Annotated in this window: 12 protein-coding genes and 1 pseudogene; 4 read left to right on the plus strand and 9 right to left on the minus strand. The window is 69.4% G+C overall.

Annotated elements, in window-relative coordinates:
* Positions 1-732, minus strand: a 732-nt coding sequence (dctP, locus tag B0W88_RS19830; RefSeq protein ID WP_077036362.1) for a TRAP transporter substrate-binding protein DctP, incomplete at its 3' end; no start/stop codon positions are given.
* Between the two features lie 64 nt (positions 733-796).
* On the opposite strand from dctP, the gene B0W88_RS19835 reads away from it, so the two are divergent.
* Positions 797-1,210, plus strand: coding sequence for a cupin domain-containing protein (locus tag B0W88_RS19835; protein ID WP_077036363.1), 414 nt, complete (start codon positions 797-799; stop codon positions 1,208-1,210).
* Here B0W88_RS19835 and B0W88_RS19840 read toward each other — a convergent pair.
* The 5 genes from B0W88_RS19840 to B0W88_RS19860 all read right to left on the minus strand — a co-directional run bounded on the left by B0W88_RS19840 (position 1,207) and on the right by B0W88_RS19860 (position 10,927).
* Entirely contained in the window at positions 1,207-2,118 is a 912-nt protein-coding gene (locus B0W88_RS19840) for a transglutaminase family protein (RefSeq protein ID WP_077036364.1), read from the minus strand. The genes B0W88_RS19835 and B0W88_RS19840 overlap by 4 nt on opposite strands.
* Positions 2,115-4,796: a circularly permuted type 2 ATP-grasp protein gene (locus B0W88_RS19845; RefSeq protein WP_077036365.1), complete on the minus strand. Its 2,682-nt coding sequence runs from the start codon at positions 4,794-4,796 to the stop codon at positions 2,115-2,117. Before B0W88_RS19845 ends, B0W88_RS19840 begins: the two co-directional genes overlap by 4 nt.
* A 51-nt stretch (positions 4,797-4,847) precedes the next feature.
* Positions 4,848-8,210, minus strand: a complete 3,363-nt coding sequence (locus B0W88_RS19850; RefSeq protein ID WP_077036366.1) for a DUF2126 domain-containing protein — start codon at positions 8,208-8,210, stop codon at positions 4,848-4,850.
* 252 nt (positions 8,211-8,462) lie between these two features.
* Positions 8,463-9,464 (minus strand): alpha-E domain-containing protein, encoded by a 1,002-nt coding sequence (locus B0W88_RS19855; RefSeq protein WP_077036367.1) that lies wholly within the window; start codon positions 9,462-9,464, stop codon positions 8,463-8,465.
* Positions 9,465-9,484: 20 nt separating this feature from the next.
* The gene (locus tag B0W88_RS19860; protein ID WP_077036368.1) at positions 9,485-10,927 is read right to left on the minus strand and encodes a circularly permuted type 2 ATP-grasp protein; all 1,443 of its coding nucleotides are present in this window, start codon (positions 10,925-10,927) and stop codon (positions 9,485-9,487) included.
* A 322-nt stretch (positions 10,928-11,249) separates the two neighbouring features.
* On the opposite strand from B0W88_RS19860, the gene B0W88_RS19865 reads away from it, so the two are divergent.
* Positions 11,250-13,592, plus strand: a complete 2,343-nt coding sequence (locus B0W88_RS19865) for an ATP-binding protein (RefSeq protein ID WP_077036369.1) — start codon at positions 11,250-11,252, stop codon at positions 13,590-13,592.
* Positions 13,593-13,740: 148 nt separating this feature from the next.
* Here B0W88_RS19865 and B0W88_RS19870 read toward each other — a convergent pair whose 3' ends face one another.
* Positions 13,741-14,631 (minus strand): carbonic anhydrase, encoded by an 891-nt coding sequence (locus B0W88_RS19870; RefSeq protein ID WP_083748917.1) that lies wholly within the window; start codon positions 14,629-14,631, stop codon positions 13,741-13,743.
* A gap of 30 nt (positions 14,632-14,661) precedes the next feature.
* The gene (locus B0W88_RS19875) at positions 14,662-15,870 is read right to left on the minus strand and encodes a multidrug effflux MFS transporter (RefSeq protein WP_077036370.1); all 1,209 of its coding nucleotides are present in this window, start codon (positions 15,868-15,870) and stop codon (positions 14,662-14,664) included.
* Positions 15,871-15,981: 111 nt separating this feature from the next.
* On the opposite strand from B0W88_RS19875, the gene B0W88_RS19880 reads away from it, so the two are divergent.
* Positions 15,982-16,965 (plus strand): Gfo/Idh/MocA family protein, encoded by a 984-nt coding sequence (locus B0W88_RS19880; protein ID WP_083748918.1) that lies wholly within the window; start codon positions 15,982-15,984, stop codon positions 16,963-16,965.
* Between the two features lie 6 nt (positions 16,966-16,971).
* Positions 16,972-17,706 carry an AAA family ATPase gene (locus tag B0W88_RS19885; protein WP_077036372.1) on the plus strand — a complete coding sequence of 245 codons (735 nt, stop codon included), beginning with the start codon at positions 16,972-16,974 and terminating at the stop codon, positions 17,704-17,706.
* 11 nt (positions 17,707-17,717) lie between these two features.
* Here B0W88_RS19885 and B0W88_RS33715 read toward each other — a convergent pair.
* Positions 17,718-18,000: pseudogene (locus B0W88_RS33715) on the minus strand (hypothetical protein); the annotation flags it as partial.

The raw sequence follows: 18,000 nt of genomic DNA on the forward strand, positions 1-18,000 counted from the left end.
CAGCGGCTCCAGCATGAACCAGTAGGTCTTGTCGCGGCCGGTGGTCAGGTGCTTGGCGATCTCCTCCAGCTTGAACGAGATGAAGCTGGTGGACGAGGTCATCGCCGCTTCCATCGCGCCGGTCTGCATGGCGGCGTAGATCTCGTTGGACGGCAGCGTGATCACCGAAGCGCCGGCGGACTTCAGCATCATGTCCATCTCGCGGCTGCCGCCGCGCACCTTCAGGCCCTTGGCATCGTCGGGCGTCAGCAGGGGTCGGGTCTTGCTCGCCACGCCGCCGGCCTGCCAGACCCAGGAGACGATCATCACGCCCTTGTCGTCCAGCGTCTTGGCGAGCAGCTTGCCGACCTCGGCCGTCTTCCACTGCGCGCCCTGCTCGTAGCTCGGCACCAGCGCGGGCATCAGGCCGATGTTCGTCTCGGCCACCTCGCCGCCGGCGTAGGAGACCGGCACCAGGCTCATGTCCAGTGCGCCCTTGCGCATGGCCGAGAACTGGGCGTTGGTCTTCATCAGCGAGGAGCCCGGATAGACCGTCGCCTTCAGCGCGCCGCTTGTGCGCTTGTCGACCTCGGCAGCGAAGCGGCGGCACAGCCGGTCGCGGAAATCGCCCTCGGTCAGCGTGCCGCCGGGGAACTGGTGCGAGATCTTCAGGCCCTCGGACTGCGCGAATGCGGGCAGCGCGGGCGCTGCGGCGCCGGCGAGGGCGATGAACTGGCGGCGATCGATGGCCATGGTCTTGTCTCCTGATTTCGGCGCAATGTACAACAGCCCTGCGTCACTTCACCGAGGATCATCCATGAGCGCCGACACCCCTTCCAGGCATTTCAAGGAGCGGCTGCAAGGCCGGCTCGAACCCACCGCCGGCGGCTCCACCTACGTGGACCCGGCCGCACTGGACTGGCAGCCCTCCCAGTTCGAGAAGATCGCGATGAAGGTGCTCTACCGCAACGACGAGGCCGGCGAGATGACGGTGCTGCTGAAGTGGGAGCCGGGCGCCCACCTGCCCTTCCACCGCCACCCCGAGATCGAGCAGAGCTATGTGCTGGAAGGCTCCTTCTACGACCACGACGGCATCTGCCGCGCAGGCCAGTACGTCTGGCGCAAGCCGGGCTCGCTGCACGAGACGCATTCGGACGAGGGCTGCCTGATGCTGGCGATCTACCGCAAGCCCAATGTCTTCTACAAGACGGCGGGCTTCCTGAAAACCTAGCTGATCGGCTCGACGGTCACCGCCACGCCCGGCTGTGCCTTGCCGCCGCCGCGGATCACGCCGCGCAGCGGGGCCACGTCCGCGTAGTCGCGGCCCCAGGCCAGCGTCACATGGTCCTGGCCGGCGAGCACGTCGTTGGTCGGGTCCAGCGCGATCCAGCCGTGGTGCGGGCACCAGACGGTGACCCAGGCATGCGAGGCGTCGGCGCCGATCAGGCGCGGCTGGCCAGGCTTGGGATGCGTCAGCAGGTAGCCCGAGACATAGCTGGCGGCCAGGCCCAGCGAGCGGCAGGCGCCGATCATCACGTGGGCGAAATCCTGGCAGACGCCGCGCTTCAGGCTCAGGGCCTCCGGCGCACGGGTGTTCACATGGGTGGCGGCCGGCTCGTACTTGAACTGGCGGTGGATCTGGCTCATCAGCGCCAGCGCCCCGGTGGCCAGCGAGACGCCGGGCCTGAAGGCCTCGCGGCCGAAGGCGGCCAGCGCGCCGTCGCGCGGGGCGAAGCGCGAGGCCAGCGTGAACTCCACCGCCTCGCTGCGCACGGCGCCGGCCTTGTAGCGCAAGGAGTCGGCCACCTTCTCCCAGGCCGGGCTGGCGTCCTCGTCGGGCGGCTCGGCGGCGACGATGCCGGCCTCGAAGACGCTGGAGACGGTCAGCGTCTCGTGCACCTGCGCATGGCTGAACACCAGCCGCGCATTGCCCCAGGCGTCGCGGCTGAGGCGCTGCTCGAGGTTTTCGCCTCCGTCGGGTTCCGGCGTTATGGACAGTTGCCAGTCGCGTACTTCCTGGTGCGGCGTGGCGCGCGGGCTCAGGCAGGCGACGTGGTGGGCCAGTTCGACCGGCTCGTCGTATTGATAGGTCGTGTCGTGGCGGACACGCAGCCAGCGACGTTGAGCAGCGTCCGTCATTGCCACACCATGCGATCGATCGAACCGACGTGATTGAACAGGCGCCTGCCGATCTGCACCGACAGATCCAGCGCCCGCTCGCTGCAGTCCTGCAGCAGCGCGGTCAGCCGCGCGTAGTCGCCCTCCCCGCCCGGCGTGCTGATCTCTTCCAGCGACCAGTACTCCGGCTGCGGGAAGCCCCGCGCGTGCTCCAGCGCCCAGTCGTGGTCATGGCGCGAGAGCTTCAGGAAGCGCTCGCGCAGCGTGCGCGCCACCCAGGCCAGAGAGCGCGGGTTGTCGGTGTCGTGCACCAGCAGCTGCAGTAGCGGCGGCACCTCGCGCCGGCCCTGGAACTGCGCGCGGTAGGTGATGGTCGAATCGAACAGGCCCAGCAGCAGAGCGAAGCCTTCCTCGTTGTGATGCAGCTTGTGGGCGAAGCCCTCGATCAGCGCATTGGCGAAGAAGTCCAGCCGCTCCAGCTGGCGGCCGACGCTGAGCAGGCGCCAGCCGTCGTCGCGGGTCATGCGGTCGGTCTGGGCGCCGGTGATGGCGGCGAGATGTGTGTCCACGCGGGCCAGCGCATTGGTCACCTCGGACAGCGGCGTGCCGAAGTCGTTGGCGAGCAGTTCCTTCATCTGGCGGCCGAACTGGTCGCCCACCTCGTGGATCAGGTTCCAGTGCTCGGACGAGAGCCGCTCGCGCAGCGACTGCGCGCAGCCCTGCAGCGCGCGCAGGTTCCAGCCGACGCTGCTGGCCTCGACCGTGTCCGGCAGCGCGCGCACCAGCGAGCGCTCGAACACGCGCAGCGACTGCTCGGCCGAGGGCACGCTCTCGCCCACCAGCCCGTAGCGGCGCGTCATCGCGTCGAGCACCCGCAGCACCTCGGGCGGCGTGCTGCCGCGGGCGGCGGCGGTCAGCGCGTCGAGCGTGAGGCGCGCCAGGCGCACGCTGTTCTCGGCCCGCTCGGTGTAGCGGCCCAGCCAGAACAGGTTCTCGGCGGAGCGGCTGGTCACCGTCCAGTGCACGTCCTTCAGGTCGGCGGCCAGCAGCGGCTTGGGCAGCAGGCTGGTGCGATCGACCTGCCCTTCGGCCATCACCCAGGTGTCGATGCTGGCGCTGCCCTGCTGCATCGACAGCCAGGGGTCGGGCGGATCGTCGCGGCGGCTGCGCCGGGTGGCCACGCGGGTCAGGCCGCCGGGCAGCACGGTCCAGCTGCCCTTGCCGTCGGAGACCGCGAAGACCCGCAGCACCGCGGCGCGCTGCTCCAGCGAGCCTTCGGACCAGACCGGCGTTTCCGAAGGCTGGATGCGGGCCTGCAGCGTGTGGGCCGCCGGATCCTGCGAGATGCGCGAGAGCAGCGCGTCGCGCGCCGCCGGCGACATGCCGGCGATCACGGCCGGCGCGAAGCCGCGGGTGGTCTCGCTGCTCGGGAAGGTGGGCGCCACGACGAACTGGTCCAGCGCGTCGCGATACTCCTCCCACACCGCCTGCTCGCCGCACCACCAGGCAGCGGCATCGGGCAGCAGCAGTTTCTCGCCCAGCAGGCGCTTGGCCACGCCGGGCCAGAAGGCCGCCAGGCCGGGGCTTTCCAGCCAGCCGGAGCCGGGCGCGTTGGCCAGCACCACATGGCCGGCGCGCATCGCCTGCACCAGGCCCGGCACGCCTAACGCTGAATCCGAGCGGAGTTCGAGCGGGTCCAGGAATTCGTCATCGACGCGGCGCAGCAGCACGTGCACGCGCTCCAGGCCCAACGTGGTCTTCAGGTAGACGCGGTCGTCGCGCACGGTCAGGTCGCCGCCCTCCACCAGCGTGATGCCCAGGTAGCGGGCCAGGAAGGCGTGCTCGAAGTAGGTCTCGTTGCGCGGGCCCGGCGTCAGCAGCGCGACGCGCGCGCGCTCGCCCTCCGGCGACAGTCGCGTGAGCCCCTGCAGCAGCGTCTGGAAGCTGCCGGCCAGGCGCTGCACGGCCATCTCGCGGAAGGCCTCGGGGAACTGCTCGGCGATGATCAGCCGGTTCTCCAGCACATAGCCCAGGCCCGAGGGCGCCTGCGTGCGCTGGCCGACCACCCACCACAGGCCGTCCGCCCCGCGCGCCAGGTCGAAGGCCAGCACGTGCAGGTGCACGCCGCCCAGCGGCTGCACGCCGTGCATCGGCCGCAGGTACTGCGGATGCGCGAAGACCAGCGAGGGCGGCAGCAGGCCCTCGTCCAGCAGGCGGCGGCTGCTGTAGACATCGGCCAGCGTGGCGTTGAGCAGCTTCGAGCGCTGGATGACGCCCGCGTTGATGTGGCGCCATTCCTGGGCGCTGATCATCATCGGCAGCAGCTCCAGCGGCCAGACACGGCTGGACTGGCCGTCTTCCGCATAGACGTTGTAGCTGGCGCCGTCCTCCTGCACGCGGCGCTGGGTGCGGGCGGCGCGCTGGCCCAGCTCCTGCCAGCCCTCGACGCCGGTGGCCTCGAAGAAGGCCTTCCACAGCGGGGCCAACGGGGGCCCGGCGTGGGACTGGGATTGCGACTGCCCCTGCGATTGGGATTGGGATTGGGACTGCGATCCCGGCCGCGCATTGAGCTGGCCGTGCAGCTCGCTGTAGTGGCCTTCGCGTCCGCGCAGCGCGGCGCCGGCCGCGACGGTGGAGGCGTCCAGCGACGCGTCGTCGTCGGGCAGGAGGCTGGACTGCAGCGGGGTCTTCGGGGTCATGGGCGGGTGATTCCTGGAACGCCCGCGATCATGCCCCGGCCGACACCCATTTCAACGCCCGGCCCGCCGCAAATCGAGGGTAAACGGGAATTCCAGGCTGATTCGCGGCTCGCCGGCCTCGACCTTGCCCGGCGTGTGCCCCATCGCGACGAAGCGGTTCAGCCGCCGCGCCTCGGCCTCGTAGCTGTTGACCGGCAGGGTCTCGTAGTTGCGCCCGCCCGGGTGGGCGACGAAGTAGCGGCAGCCGGCCAGCGAGCGCTGCATCCACTGGTCCACCAGGTCGACGGTGAGCGGCACGTTCAGGCCGATCGTCGGGTGCAGGGCCGAGGACGGCAGCCAGGCGCGGTAGCGCACGCCGGCCACGTACTCGCCGGCGCGGCCGGTGGGCTGCAGCGGCACGCTGACGCCGTTGACGGTGATGCGGTGGCGCGGGTCCACGAGGCCCGTCACGCGCAGTTCCAGCCGCTCCAGCGAGGAATCGACATAACGCACCGTTCCCCCGGCGCTGCCCTCCTCGCCCATCACATGCCAGGGCTCCAGCGCATTGCGCAGCGTGACGTGGACGCCGCGCGCCGTCAGCTCGCCGATCTTCGGGAAGCGGAACTCCAGGTGCGGGGCGAACCAGTTGGTCTCGAACTCGTAGCCGGCGCGCTGCATGTCCTCGATCACGTCCTCCAGGTCCATCTGGATGAAGGTCGGCAGCAGGAAGCGGTCGTGCAGCTCGGTGCCCCAGCGCACCAGCGTCGCGCGGTAGGGCTCCTTCCAGAAGCGGGCCACCAGCGCGCGCAGCAGCAACTGCTGGACGATGCTCATCCGCGCATGCGGCGGCATCTCGAAGGCGCGCAGCTCCAAGAGGCCCAGGCGACCGGTGGCCGAGTCGGGCGAATAGAGCTTGTCGATGCAGAACTCGCTGCGGTGGGTGTTGCCGGTGACGTCCACCAGCACATTGCGCAGCGAGCGGTCGACCAGCCAGGGCGGCATCTGCTGGCCGTGCAACTCGGTGTTGCGGGCGATCTCGCCCAGCGCGATCTCCAGCTCGCGGAGCTGGTCGTTGCGCGCCTCGTCCACCCGCGGCGCCTGGCTGGTCGGGCCGATGAACTGGCCGGAGAACAGGTAGCTCAGCGCCGGATGGTTGTGCCAGTAGGCCAGCAGCGAGGCCAGCAGATCGGGCCGGCGCAGGAAGGGCGAGTCGGACGGCGTGGCGCCGCCAAGCACGAAGTGGTTGCCGCCGCCGGTGCCGGTGTGCTTGCCGTCGATCATGAATTTCTCGGAGGACAGGCGCGAGAGCCGCGCCGCCTCGTAGAGGAATTCGGTGTTGTAGACCAGCTCGTCGAAGCCGCTGGCCGGGTGGATGTTGACCTCGATGACGCCCGGGTCCGGCGTGACCTGCAGCAGCTTCAGGCGCGGGTCGCGCGGCGGCGGGTAGCCTTCCAGCACGATCTTCACGCCCAGCTCGCGCGCCGTGGCCTCCACATGGCCCAGCAGCAGCAGGTAGTCCTCCAGCTTGGCCAGCGGAGGCATGAAGACATAGAGCACGCCGCTGGCGATGCCCTGCTGCTCGGCCTTCGGGCCGTTGGCGCGGCGCGGGTCGCGCACTTCCACGCAGAGCGCCGAGCGCACCACGGTCGGGTCGCTCTCCTGGCGCTTGGGCACCGGCGCCTCGGGCTTGCTCGGCTCCGGCGCGCGCAGCGACTGCATCTGCACGGTGGCCGCGCTCAGCGCCTCGCGCGGCGCGAACGGGTCCTGCTCGATCGTGTACGGGTAATCCGACTTCTTCACCCAGGGCAGCGAGTCCAGCGGGAGCCGGTAGCCCATCGGCGAGTCGCCGGGCAGCAGGTACAGGCGCTCGTCGCGCAGGTGCCAGGCGCCGCTGACCCAGGTGCGCGAGAACATCTCGGCGCCCTCGGCGCGGCGCAGCGGCAGCACGTAGCCGACCGCGGCCGACAGGCCCTGCTCGTAGATGCGGCGCAGGCGCACGCGCTCCATCTCGTCCTCGAGCTTCGACTCGAAGGGGTCGACGTTGACCGGCAGGCGGCGCTCACGCCAGAGGTAGTAGAAGGTGTCCTCGTAGCCGGGCTTGACGAAATCGGGCTCGACGCCCAGGCGCTTGGTCAGCGCACCGATGAAGCGCTCGGCGTCGGCGCTGGTGTACTGGTGGCCCTCGCGCTCGTCGGCGAACAGGGCCGGGTCCTGCCAGCAGGGCTGGCCGTCGGTGCGCCAGTAGATGGACAGCGCCCAGCGCGGCAGCTGCTCGCCCGGGTACCACTTGCCCTGGCCGAAATGCAGGAAGCCACCGCGGCCGTACTCCTCGCGCAGCCGGTGCACGAGGTCCTGCGCGCGCAGGCGCTTGGTGGGGCCCAGGGCCTCGGTGTTCCATTCGGCGCCATCGCGGTCGTCGATGGAGACGAAGGTCGGCTCGCCGCCCATGGTCAGCCGAACGTCGCCGTTAGCGAGCTCGCGGTCCACGCGGCGGCCCAGGGCCAGCATCTCGGCCCACTGCTCGTCGGTATAGGGCTTGGTGACGCGGGGCGACTCGTAGATGCGGGTGACCGACATCTCGTGGCCGAACTCCACCTCGGCCTTGTCCACCGCGCCGCTGATCGGCGCGGCGCTGGAGGGCTGGGGCGTGCAGGCCAGCGGGATGTGGCCCTCGCCGGCCAGGAGGCCCGAGGTGGGATCGAGGCCGATCCAGCCGGCGCCGGGCAGGAAGACCTCGCACCAGGCGTGCAGGTCGGTGAAGTCGACCTCGGTGCCGCTGGGGCCGTCCAGCGCCTTTTCATCGGGCGCCAGCTGGATCAGGTAGCCGGAGGCGAAGCGCGCGGCCAGGCCCAGGTGACGCAGGATCTGCACCAGCAGCCAGCCGGTGTCGCGGCAGGAGCCGCTGCGGTTCGTCAGCGTCTCCTCCGGCGTCTGCACGCCGGGCTCCATGCGGATCAGGTAGGAGATGTCCTGCTGCAGGCGCTGGTTCAGGTTGACCAGGAAATCGATCGTGACGATCGGTTTGCTGACGTCCACCTGGTCCAGGTAGGTCTTCAGCAGCGGCGTCAGCGGATCGGCGACCAGGTAGGGCGCGAGCTCCTCCTTCTGCGAGGCTTCGTAGTCGAAGGGGAAGTGCTGCGCGTAGTCCTCGAGGAAGAAGTCGAAGGGGTTGTAGACGGCCATCTCGGCCACCAGGTCGACCGTGACCTCGAACTCGGTCGTGCGCTCCGGGAACACCAGCCGCGCCAGGTAGTTGGCGAACGGGTCCTGCTGCCAGTTGATGAAGTGATTGGCCGGCTCCACCCGCAGCGAGTAGCTGAGGATGTTCGTGCGGCAGTGGGGCGCCGGCCGCAGGCGGACGATCTGCGGCGACAGGCTGACGAGCCGGTCGTAGCGATAGCGGGTGACGTGCTTGAGCGCGACGTGGATGGACAAGATCTGACTCCCTCAGCCTGCAAACGGTAGTTGGACGCGCCCGATGGCGTGCCTGGACGGGATGGATGGCGCGAAGCGATGAGGCAGCGGGCTCATGCCCGCAACGAGGAGCGACAAAGCCAGACGCCCGTCCAGGCGCGTCAGCGGGTGCGTAGCGCTCTCACGCCTGTAGCGATAACTCTCGGGTGGACGAATCGACATGTGCATCGGTGCCTGTAGATCGGAGCAAGCGGTCAACTGCCGTTCGCAGGCTTAATCGGAACTGGGCAACATGAAATCCTTGCTGATCGAGCCGCCCAGCGCATTGATGCGCTCCAGGAAGCGGATCAGGTAGGCATGCAGGCCGCCCTCCATGATTTCCTCGATGCGGGCGTACTGCAGGTCGGCACGCAGCCGGCCGCCCTGGCGCATCGTGTGGCCGTTCGGGTCGGCGGCAACGCGCTCGAAGGCGTTCATCAGCCGGCTCACGCAGTTGTACATGGAGCGCGGCATGTTCTTGTGCAGGATCAGCAGCTCGGCCACCTTCTCCGGCTGGATCACGTTGCTGTAGACCTTGCGATAGACCTCGAAGGCCGAGACCGAGCGCAGCAGCGCGGACCAGTGGTAGAACTCGCGCGCCGCATCGCTGCTCTGGCTCTGCGACTGTTCGTGCAGCTGCTGCCACTGCGAATCGGCCACCGTCGCGTCCACGCCCTTGGGCACCGCGTGGAACTTGACGTCGAGCAGGCGCCCTGTGTTGTCCGCCCGCTCCAGGAAGGAGCCGATGCGCAGGAAGTGGAAGGCCTCGTCCTGCAGCATCGTGCCGGCCGTCACGCCGCGCAGCACGTTGGCGCGGAACTTGACCCAGTCGAACAGCGCGGCCGGGTCGCGCTTGAGCAGGCCGTCCTTCAGCAGGCGCTGGAACTCCAGCCAGGTGCTGTTGGTGGTCTCCCAGACCTCGGTGGTCAGCGTGCCGCGCACGGCCCGCGAGTTCTCGCGCGAGGCGCGCAGGCAGCTGACGATGGAGGATGGGTTGGTCTCGTCGCGCACGATGTAGTCGTAGACGCTGCGCGCGTCCAGCGCGCCGTGGCGCTGCTCGTAGGCGCCGGAGAGCTCGGAGATGGACAGCAGGCTGCGCAGGCCCTGCTCGGCCTGCTCGCGGGTCTGCGGCATCAGCGAGATCTGGTAGTTCACGTCCAGCATGCGGGCCGTGTTCTCCGCGCGCTCGATGTAGCGCGAGAGCCAGAAGAGGTGGTCAGCGGTTCTCGAAAGCATGGTCGTCTCCCCTCTCTTGCTCAGTCTTCCAGGACCCAGGTGTCCTTGGTGCCGCCGCCCTGGCTGCTGTTCACGACCAGCGAGCCCTCCTTCAGCGCCACGCGGGTGAGGCCGCCAGGCACCGTCTGCACCGTCTCGCCGCTGAGCACGAAGGGCCGCAGGTCGATGTGGCGCGGCGCGATGCCGCTTTCGACGAAGGTCGGGCAGGTCGACAGCGACAGCGTCGGCTGCGCGATGTAGTTGTCCGGCCGCGCGATCAGCACCTCGCGGAACTTCTCCACCTCGGCCTTCGTCGCCGCCGGGCCGACCAGCATGCCGTAGCCGCCGGCGCCGTGGACCTCCTTGACGACCAGCTCGGACAGGTTCGCCAGCACGTACTTCAGCTGCTCCGGATCGCGGCACATATGCGTCGGCACGTTGTTCAGGATCGGCTTCTCGCCGAGGTAGAACTCGATCATCTTCGGCACGAAGGGGTAGATCGACTTGTCGTCCGCGATGCCGGTGCCGATGGCATTGCTCAAGGTCACATGGCCGGCCTTGTAGGCATCGACGAGGCCGGCGCAGCCCAGCTGCGAGTCCGCACGGAACACCTTGGGGTCGAGGAAGTCGTCGTCCAGCCGACGGTAGATCACGTCCACCCGCTTCGGCCCGCGGGTCGTGCGCATGTAGACGAAGTTGTTCTCGACGAACAGGTCCTGCCCCTCGACCAGTTCCACGCCCATCTGCTGCGCCAGGAAGGCGTGCTCGAAGTAGGCCGAGTTGTACATGCCCGGCGTCAGCACCACGACCGTCGGCTCGTTGACGCCCGAGGGCGCCACGCTTCGCAGCGTCTCCAGCAGCAGGTCGGGATAGTGGGCCACCGGGGCGATGCGGTGGCTCTCGAACAGGTCGGGGAAGAGCCGCATCATCATCTTGCGGTCCTCCAGCATGTAGCTGACGCCGCTGGGCACCCGCAGGTTGTCCTCCAGCACGTAGTAGCTGCCGCTGCCGTCGGCATTGGCGGCCCGCACGATGTCCACGCCGGCGATGTGCGAGTAGAGGTCGCGCGGCACGTTGACGCCCATCATCTCGGGCCGGAACTGCGCGTTCTGCAGGATCTGCTCGGCCGGCACGACACCGGCCTTCAGGATCTCCTGGTCGTGATAGACGTCGTGGATGAAGCGGTTCAGCGCGGTGACCCGCTGGCGCAGGCCGGCTTCCATCTCCCGCCACTCGTGCGCGGGAATCACGCGGGGGATCAGGTCAAATGGGATCAGCCGCTCGGTGCCCTCGCCGTCGTCCTTGTCGCCATAGACGGCGAAGGTGATGCCGACGCGGCGGAAGATCGTCTCCGCCTCCTCGCGCCGGGCCTGCATGCTCTCCATCGGCTGCTCGGCCAGCCAGCGCTGGTAGCTCAGGTAATGGTCCCGGGTCGAGCGCCCGCCAGCGCCCTGCACGTGCATTTCATCGAATGTCGGTCTCATGACATCGGCCTCCTGATGCGGTCTCTGCAATATACGCACCAGGAAAGAGGGGGCCCACGCCTTCGACATGGAAGCCACAGTGGGGTTCACCCCGGGTGGCAAAGCCCGCCATGCACCAGCAGGTCTGCACCTTGCCCGCTTGTCGATGCACCAGGACGGAGCAGGCGGCCAAAGCGGCCCGAACCACCCGGATCGGGCGGGACAGTGACGGAATTCATAATGCTATCGTTCAAGTATGGGATTGCAGCGTCGATCACGTACTGCAAATAGAGGACGATGGCGTGATGAACAACGACTGTGATGCGTGGGCGGAGATCCCGTCTTGAGCCGCAAGACCTCCAGCAGTTCGCTGTTCGTGGCGATCGCCCTGGCCGGCAGCATCGGCCTGCTACTGCCTGCCTTGATCGTGGGAGGCTGGCTCACGGGCCTGCGTGAATCGCAATCCTCGGCCGCCGAACTGCGCCGCGACCTCGAAGCCAAGCTCGACGTGCTGGCCAGCAGCCTGCCCGAGCTGCTGTGGAACCTGGACACCGTGGCCGCCACCGAAGTGGTGCTGGCCATCATGAAATCGCCCGACGTGGTGCTGGTCAGCGTCAGCGACGCCTCCCAGGGCACGCCCTTCTTCGAGAAGGAGCAGCCGGCGCGGCGCCTGGGCCAGGCGATCCGCGGCGAGCGCGACATCTTCCGGGGCAACACCCGCATCGGCCACATCCGCATCGAGATGGACGACCATCTCAGCATGGCCGCGCTCGCGCGCCAGCGCTGGCTCTACGGCGTCACCGTCGGCGGCCAGCTGCTGGCCTCGCTGGCGCTGATCCTGTGGCTGCTGAACTCGCGGCTGATGCGCCCCTTGCGCGAGCTGGGGGATTTCGCCAACGACCTGGCCGAGGGCCGCTTCGACGCCGAGCTGGCCCCCGGCCGCAAGGACGAGATCGGCCTGCTGGGCGGCCATCTCGAACACATGCGCGACGCGCTGCAGCAGCAGTTCGGCGCCCAGCGCGCGCTGATCGAGCGCCTGCGCGGCATGGCCGAGACGGTGCCCGGTGTGGTCTACCAGCTGCGCCTGAACAACAAGGGCCGCTTCTCCTTCGCCTACGTCAGCGAGGCGGTGCGCGACTACTTCCGCCTCAGCGCCACCACGCTGGGCGAGGATGCCGAGCCCTGGTTCGACCAGATCGACGCCGAGGACCGCGCCGCGGTGCGCGAATCGCTGCTGGCCTCGGCGCGCAGCCTGACGCCCTGGCAGCAGGAGTTCCGCACCCGCAACGCCGACGGCAGCGAGCGCTGGGTCTACGGCAACGCGATCGCGCAGAAGGTCGATGCGGCCGACGGCGGCGGCGTGCTGTGGCACGGCTTCCTGACCGACATCTCGCGCCAGCGCCGTGACGCGCTGGAGCTGGGCCGCTACCGCCACCACCTCGAGGAACTGGTGGAGGCGCGCACCGCCGAGCTGGCCGAGGCGATGAAGGCCGCCGAATCCGCCAGCCTGGCCAAGAGCGCCTTCCTGGCGAACATGAGCCACGAGATCCGCACCCCGATGAACGCCATCATCGGCCTGACCTACCTGGTGCGCAGCGACACCCACGAGCCCGAGCAGCAGGAGCGGCTGCAGAAGGTGGCGAACGCTGCCGAGCACCTGCTCTCGGTGATAAACAACGTGCTGGACTTCTCCAAGATCGAGGCCGGCAAGCTGCAGCTCGCGCGCACCGACTTCACCGTGCGCGAGCTGCTGGACAACATCGCCGGCATGCTCGCCCACCGTGCGGCCGAGAAGGCGCTGGCGGTGCAGATCGTCATCGACCCGCGGCTGGAATCGCAGCACCTGCTCGGCGATGCCCAGCGCATCTCCGAGGTCCTGCTGAACTTCACCGGCAATGCGGTCAAGTTCACCGAGGTCGGCTTCGTGCGCCTGTCGGTGCGCATCGACGGCCCCGACGACGGCCTGCGCCTGCGCCTGCGCTTCGAGGTGGAGGACAGCGGGATCGGCATCGCGCCGGAGGTGCAGAGCCGCCTGTTCCAGGACTTCGAGCAGGCCGACAGTTCCACCACCCGCCGCTACGGCGGCACCGGCCTGGGCCTGGCGATCTGCCGCCGCCTGGCCGACCTGATGCAGGGCCAGGTGGGCGTGCGCAGCGCGCTGGGCCAGGGCAGCACCTTCTGGTTCACGCTGGCGCTGGACAAGGCCCAGCCCGTGAACGTGCTGGCCGCGCCCCAGGCCCCGGCCGCCGAGCCGCGCGGCCTGCCGGCGCGCGAGCAGCTGGCCCGTTTTTCCGGCACCCGCATCCTGCTGGCCGAGGACAACGCGGTGAACCAGGAAGTGGCCGTGGCCCTGCTGGGCAGCGCCGGCATCCTGGTGGACGTGGCCAACGACGGCCAGGAGGCGCTGGCCATGGCCGGCAGCCACGACTACGCGCTGATCCTGATGGACGTGCAGATGCCCCGCATGGACGGCCTGGACGCCACCCGCGCGATCCGCGGCCAGCCCTTCGGCCGCGACATCCCGATCCTGGCCATGACCGCCAATGCCTTCGCCGAGGAGCGGCAGCGCTGCCTGGAGGCCGGCATGAACGACCATGTGGCCAAGCCGGTGGTGGCGGAGCAGCTGTTCGCCACGCTGAACACCTGGCTGACGCGCAGCGCCGACCTACGCACGATGAGGGCCTGACCGTCGTGGCCCGCGGCGTTGGCTGTCAGGGCCTCCGCCGGGCCGCCCCAAGGAGGCCTTGAGCGGTTCGGTGACGGGCACGCCCGTCATCGGGCCGCGCCCCCTCGGGGGGCGGGCCGGCGTACCCGCTGGCCCGGGGGTCAACAAGCTACAACGATTCCTTGATCATCCGGCCCGCGATCGGCTGCACCGGCCGCGCGTTCATCGGATACAGGCGGGAGAAGATCTCGATCTGCTGCTTGCTGACCAGCACCGGCTGGCGCATCACGATCCACAGCACGTTCTCGCTGCAGGGCGGCGTCTCCAGCGAGCCCATGTAGGTGAAGTAGCTGCGGTCCTCGGGCAGCAGCTTCTGCGGGTCCAGCGGGCCGGGCGAGGCCAGCGGGTCGTTCAGCTCCAGCGGCAGGCCGTTCCAGATCTGCTGCACCACCGGCTGCGACTTGTTGTCGAGGTCGCGGTCCAGCAGCACGGCCACCACGGCCAGGCGCCCCTCGGCATCCTTGTGGACCAGGTGGGCCGACATGTCGAACTGCCGGCCGTTCAGCCGCTCCTCGGCCGGGTGGTGGAAGTGGATCTGCTGCAGCTCGAAGCGCCGGCCCATCACCTCGATGGCGCTGCCCGGGGCCGGCGAGACCTGCACCGTGCGGCCGGTGTTGACCACGCTGAAGGCGCCAGCCTGGTAGTCGAAGCGGATCTTCTCCAGGTCGACCTTGATCGTGTCCTTGATGTCGATCGGGCTCTGGCGCTGGCCGGCGGCGCACAGGCCGTTGGCCGGGCTCAGCGAGGCCCAGTGCTCGGGACCGCCTTCGCCGGCGTAGGACCAGGGCGGCGGGTCGCGGTGGGGCGGGGCCTTGGGCTTCGGTGCGGGAGCGTCCTTGCCGCCCTTGCCGACCAGCTTCACCTGGCCGGCCGGCTCCTTGACCAGCTTTTCCGACAGGCGCTGGCGCAGCACGTCGAGCGGCTGCGATTCGTCGGCGGCGCCGCTGAGGCTGGGCGTTAGCACCGCGAACGCGGCCAGGGCAAGGAGGGGGAGACGCATTCCCTGATTTCGGCGCTTCGGTCGCCGGCTTTAATACGCCACGGCCTTCTTGACCCAGACCCAGGACACCAGGCCCACCATCATCATCGCCGCCGAGGCCAGCGCTAGCGCCACGGTCGAGTGCATCACCAGCGGCACCAGCGCGCCGGCCACCAGGCCGTTGGCCAGGCTGCCCACGCAGGCCTGCAGCGAGGAGGCGAGGCCGCGGCGGTCGGGCGCCTGGTCCAGCACCAGCAGCGTCACCACCGGCACCATCAGCGCCCAGCCGAAGGCGAACGTGAAGATCAGCGGGAAGGCCCACCAGGCGCTGGCGGGCAGCAGCAGGTTCAGGCTGACGTTGACGATCGAGGTGATCACCATGATCACGAAGCCGTGGCGGATCTGGTGGCGCGGCTTGATCTTGCCGGCCAGCCGCCCGCTCAGGAAGGCGCCGCCCATGATCCCGCCGATCGAGAACAGGAAGAAGATGAAGAAGTGCTCCGGCGGCATCTGCAGGTGGTCGCCGAGGAAGACCGGCGCCGCCAGCACGTACAGGAACAGGCCGTTGAAGGGCACGCCGCTGGCCAGCGCCAGCAGCATGAAGCGGTGGCTGGTGCTGAGCCGCCAGTACTGGCGCAGCAGCGCGCCGACATGGAAGGGCTGGCGCATGCTCACGTGCAGCGTCTCCGGCAGCATGCGCCAGTTCAGCAGGAACAGCGCCGCACCCACCGCCACCAGGAACCAGAAGATCGAGTGCCAGCCCACGTGCACGAACAGGAAGCCGCCGACCATCGGCGCGATGGCCGGTGCCACGCCGAAGAAGATCGTGATCTGCGACATCACCCGCTGCGCGTCCGACGGCGCGAACATGTCGCGGATGATGGCTCGCGAGACCACGATGCCGGCGCCGGCCGACACGCCCTGCACCGTGCGCCAGAACACGAGATGGCCGATCGTCGTGGACAGCGCGCAGCCCAGCGAGGCGATCGTGAAGACGACCATGCCCCACAGCACCACCGGCCGGCGGCCGAAGCTGTCCGACAGCGCCCCGTGGAAGAGATTCATGATCGCGAAGCCGAACAGGTAGCTCGATAGCGTCTGCTGCATCTGCACCGGCGTGGCGTCCAACGCCTGCGCGATGCCGGTGAAGGCGGGCAGGAAGGTGTCGATCGAGAAGGGCCCGATCATGCCCAGGCAGGCCAGCAGCACGGACAGGGCCCAGCGGGGTGCACGCCACAGGCGGCTGGCTTCGGGGTTCATGTGCGGGGAGTCTCGGCGTTATGGGTCGCCGGGGGATGCGACCTTTGAGGGAAAACCAGTGTACCGGGGCCTCTACACTTCACCACTTCCGCATGGCGATTTCCGCACAAGATGACTGAGACATTGAAGGTCGGCTTGATCGGCCTGGGCGTGATGGGCCGCCGCATGCTCGACCGGCTGGCGGCGCAGCAGCGGCTCGAGGCCGTGACCGTGTGGGACTCGGACCCCGCGGCGATCGCGGCTGCGCTGGTCGCGCACCCGCATCTGCGCGCGGCGGCCGATGCCGAGGCGGTGGTCGCCACGCCCGGCCTTGCGAGCCTCTACATCGCCACCCCGCCGGCGCAACACATGACCCTCACGGAGCTGGCCTTCGACGCCGGCCTGGCCGTGTTCTGCGAGAAGCCGCTGACGGTGGACTTCGACGCTGCCGAGCATGCGATCCACCGGATCGAGCACGAGGGCCGGCGCGCCGCCGTCAACTTCGCGCTGGCCTCCTCGCCGGGGCTGCAGGTGCTGCAGACCAGCTTCGGCGCCGCCTCGCACCGGCCGCTCGGCACGCTGCGCGAGGTCAACCTGGAACTGGCCTTCGCGGAGTGGCCGCGGCAATGGCAATCGGCCGCCGGCCCCTGGCTCAACGAGCGCCACTCAGGCGGCGGCTTCACCCGCGAGGTGCTGTCCCACTTCATGTTCGTCGTCCAGCGCGTGCTGGGGCCGGTGCGCATCGGCGCGCACCGGATCAGCTATCCGGACGACGGCGTCACCGCCGAGATCGCGCTGCGCGCGGAGCTGCATGCGGGCGAGGTGCCCGTGCGCATCGACGCGCGCGTCGGCCATGACGAACGCGCCGACTACAACCGCATGAGCTGGCGCGCCGACGAGGGCGAGGTCGAGCTCACCAGCTGGTTCCGCCAGATCGAGCGCCGCCGCCACGACGGCCAGCCCACCGCCGCCGACTCGCAGGAAACGCCCGACGTCGGCCAGGCCGACCAGCTGACCCAGTGGGCCGCGATGATCGAGGGCCGCTCGCACAGCCTGCCGGGCTATGCGGAGGCGCTGGCGGTGCAGCGGACGATCGAGGGGCTGCTGAAGCCCTGACCCCGGATGCCGCGCCGCACCAAGCCCTATCTGCTGCACGCCGGCTACCACCCGGATGCCAGTCCTGACTTCGACCGATATCCGTTCAACATCCCGGCGGTCCGCGAGATCGGCAATATCGACTTCCATCCGAACGTGACCTTCTTCGTCGGCGAGAACGGCTCGGGCAAGTCGACGGTGCTGGAGGCCATCGCGCTGGCGCTGGGTTTCGGGCCGGAAGGCGGGACGAAGAACGTCCAGTTCCGCACCGTCGAGTCGGTCTCGCCGCTGCACAAGGCCCTGCGCCTGGCGCGCGGCGTGCCCAAGCCCACCGATGCCTACTTCCTGCGGGCGGAGAGCTTCTTCAACGTCGCGTCCTACATGGACGAAACGGCCTACACGGCCGGCTATGGCGGCTCCCTGCACCGCCGGTCCCACGGCGAATCCTTCATGGCCGTGCTGCTCAACAAGCTGCGGGGCAATGGCATCTACCTGATGGACGAGCCGGAGGCCGCGCTGTCACCCAGCCGCCAACTGGCCGCGCTGAGCGCGATCGACCAGCTGGTGCTGGATCATTCGCAGTTCATCATCGCCACGCACTCGCCGATCCTGCTGTCCTACCCGCATGCCCGGATCATCCAGTTCGACGGCTCCGGCCTCAGCGAGGTGGCCTACGAGGACACCGAGCACTACGCGGTGACGCGCGACTTCCTGAACAGCTATCCGCGGCGCCTGCAGCAGTTGCTCAGCGAAGGGGACTGAGCCCGATCGCCTCAGCGGCTGCAGGCCGCGCGGTCCTTCGCCGAGCGCGCCGCCAGGCAGCGGGCCGCATCGTCGTTCACTGTGCCCGCCAGCGTGCCGGCCGGCAGCGAAGCGGCGGCCGCCGGCGGGGTCGCCGGCCTCAAGGGCATGGAGATCTGCGGAATCACCCGCTGCTCGGGCACGAGCTGGCCGGGCTCCCTGGCCTTCTCCGCCGCGCTCACGGCGGGGCTGCGCGCCGGCACCGATCGCAGCCCCACCGCATCGGAGGCGGGCGCGGAGGCGGGGATCGGCGCG

The sequence above is a fragment of the Pelomonas sp. KK5 genome (assembly GCF_001984095.1).
GTDB lineage: Bacteria > Pseudomonadota > Gammaproteobacteria > Burkholderiales > Burkholderiaceae_C > KK5.

Bases quoted from the DNA above. Each gene is read 5' to 3' on its own strand.
- B0W88_RS19835 (WP_077036363.1), top strand. From the start codon at position 797: ATGAGCGCCGACACCCCTTCCAGGCATTTCAAGGAGCGGCTGCAAGGC.
- B0W88_RS19840 (WP_077036364.1), bottom strand. From the start codon at position 2,118: ATGACGGACGCTGCTCAACGTCGCTGGCTGCGTGTCCGCCACGACACG.
- B0W88_RS19845 (WP_077036365.1), bottom strand. From the start codon at position 4,796: ATGACCCCGAAGACCCCGCTGCAGTCCAGCCTCCTGCCCGACGACGAC.
- B0W88_RS19855 (WP_077036367.1), bottom strand. From the start codon at position 9,464: ATGCTTTCGAGAACCGCTGACCACCTCTTCTGGCTCTCGCGCTACATC.
- B0W88_RS19860 (WP_077036368.1), bottom strand. From the start codon at position 10,927: ATGAGACCGACATTCGATGAAATGCACGTGCAGGGCGCTGGCGGGCGC.
- B0W88_RS19870 (WP_083748917.1), bottom strand. From the start codon at position 14,631: ATGCGTCTCCCCCTCCTTGCCCTGGCCGCGTTCGCGGTGCTAACGCCC.
- B0W88_RS19875 (WP_077036370.1), bottom strand. From the start codon at position 15,870: ATGAACCCCGAAGCCAGCCGCCTGTGGCGTGCACCCCGCTGGGCCCTG.
- B0W88_RS19880 (WP_083748918.1), top strand. From the start codon at position 15,982: ATGACTGAGACATTGAAGGTCGGCTTGATCGGCCTGGGCGTGATGGGC.
- B0W88_RS19885 (WP_077036372.1), top strand. From the start codon at position 16,972: ATGCCGCGCCGCACCAAGCCCTATCTGCTGCACGCCGGCTACCACCCG.